At 58.0% G+C, this 2,438-nt stretch carries 1 protein-coding gene; it reads left to right on the forward strand.

The window, feature by feature from the left end; translation table 11 throughout:
• Positions 1 to 234: 234 nt before the first annotated feature.
• Positions 235 to 2,438, forward strand: a 2,204-nt coding sequence (locus LYNGBM3L_RS33920; RefSeq protein WP_324293472.1) for a LamG-like jellyroll fold domain-containing protein, incomplete at its 3' end; no start/stop codon positions are given.

A 2,438-nucleotide genomic window follows, 5' to 3' on the forward strand; every position in this document is an offset into this window, starting at 1 on the left:
AGCTAAGCCAGAGTTCTATAGGGAAACTTAGCACGCAGTCGGCTGAGGATCCGTTTGCCGTGATGCGCCGATGCCACGAGCGCGGTGGTCCGTGGAGAATTCTTGCGGCAACCCGAGAATCCTGACGTATGTTTCAGATGGCTTTTGATCTCGCACCTTGGAGTTACCCCGAAGATGTCCAGCCTCCTCTCGAGTCTTCTCGAGCGGTGGGTGGCGTGCAAAAAGACTGCGCGCATGGAGTCGCCCACCCCGACCGAACTCCCGACGTCATTTTCTCAATTCGAGCAGCTGGAACCTTTGTTGCTGCTGAGTGCGAGCCCGCTGGGTGACTGGGATCTGGACCCGGATCAAGAGTCTTTGCTCGATACGGTTGCGGAAATCCAAGGTGTGGTTCGGGGAGGACAAGTTTCCGCCGACTGCATCATCTATCAGGACGTGGCTGACGATCGTCCCATGGATCACGATGATGGAACGGATCCGCCTGCGGGTGACCCGTTGTTTGGGGATCAAGAAGTATTCCGACGGTCGGGCACGCGTGACTTCACGGGAAACTCGGGCGATTTCGAAGAAATCACGCATGACACAAGTATGGAGCTGAGCGAGGGCACGATCAGCCTGCAGTTCACCGCGGATGATATCTGGGGTTCGCACGCCCTGTTCTCGAAGGACTTTACAGGGAACCGTGATGGTGGTGACCTGACGGCGTTCGTGAAGGACGGCCGGGTGAAGGTGCGGTTCCAGAGTGCGGAGTCGGACGTTTGGTTGTACACCGGTGAAGGCACCGTGCGCGATGGCGAGTCCTATCAGTTAACACTGACGTTTGGGGATGGCGGTTTCTGGCTGTATCTGGACGGTGAGATGCAGGACTGGGCGTATGAATTCACGCAAGGCTTGGAGGCGAATACGCAGAACCTGGTGATTGGCGCCAACGGCTGGGGACGGAGTGAAGAGCATCCGTTCACGACGTGGAATCACTTCGACGGTCAGATCAGCGACTTTGTGATTTACGACTCGCAGTTCAGTCATGACGAAGTTTCCACGCTGGCAGGGAATCCTCCGCCACCGCCGCTAACCGAACCGACGGTGATCGATGGTGTACTGCAGGGGACCGATGGCAATGACGTGCTGGATGCGGGTGAGCACGGTGTGACGGAAGTGCACGGCGGCTACGGCGACGACGAAGTGATCGGCACCTCGGGTAACGATGTGCTCAACGGCGGCCATGGGGAAGATGTTCTGCGTGGCGGCGATGGGGATGACCTGCTGGTGAGTCGCAGTGATGGCCGGGAACCGGTGATTGCGCAGGACTACGATGCGGGCGATGATCCAGACGGCGAGATTGGGGAAGGCGGTACGTACTACCGCGACCAACCGATCGTGGCGGATGACGTGCTGATTGGTGGCTCGGGTGCGGACACGTTCCGGTTTGAGGTGCTGATCAACGCGAAGCCGGAGAAGATCCTCAAGCACACGATGGACAACGGCATGATCCACTGGCACGGTGTGGCCGGTGAGAACAACGAAGTGCACGATCACTGGGTGGATCGTTTAGGCAACGAAGTGATCTGGGACTTCAATCGTGCTGAAGGCGACAAGATTGAAGTGGTGGGTCATACGGTGGATGTCTACAAGCTGGAGCATGTGGATATCGACGGTGATGGTGTACTGGATACTTCGATCCTGCATGTGCAGTCGAACCAGGGGAATGCCGGTGCGCACAACAAAGATCAGCTGGGCACGATCACGGTGTTCGGCGATCTGGTAGTCGAGAGCGACTACCTGGTGGATGCGGGCCCGGCCTATGGCATCGTGGACCATATTCGTGATTTAGACGAGGCGATCTCGCCGAAGGTGAGTACCCCGGTCTCGGCCGGTGATGACCCTCCTCCGTATCCGTTGATTGATGATGGTGAGCTGCCGCCGGGTGGTGTGCTGGCCGTGCTGCAAGAAGTGGACTTTAGCGGTGAGGACGACTACCTCGAGATCTCCCACAATCCGAATTTGGAACTGACCGAAGGTACGATCAGCCTGCAGTTCACGGCGGATGATGTTTGGGGTTCGCACGCCCTGTTCTCGAAGGACTTCACAGGGAACCGTGATGGTGGTGACCTAACAGCGTTCGTGAAGGACGGCCGTGTGAAGGTGCGGTTCCAGAGTGCGGAGTCGGACGTTTGGCTGTACACCGGTGAAGGCACGGTGCGCGACGGCGAGTCCTATCAGTTAACACTGACGTTTGGGGATGGCGGTTTCTGGCTGTACCTGGACGGCGAGATGCAGGACTGGGCGTATGAGTTCACGCAGGGACTGGACGTCAACGAGCAGAACCTGGTGATTGGTGCCAACGGCTGGGGCCGGAGTGAAGAGCATCCGTTCACCACCTGGAATCACTTCGACGGTCAGATCAGCGACTTTGTGATCTACGACTCGCAGTTCAGTCA

It is taken from the genome of Moorena producens 3L (assembly GCF_000211815.1).
Classification (GTDB): domain Bacteria; phylum Cyanobacteriota; class Cyanobacteriia; order Cyanobacteriales; family Coleofasciculaceae; genus Moorena; species Moorena producens.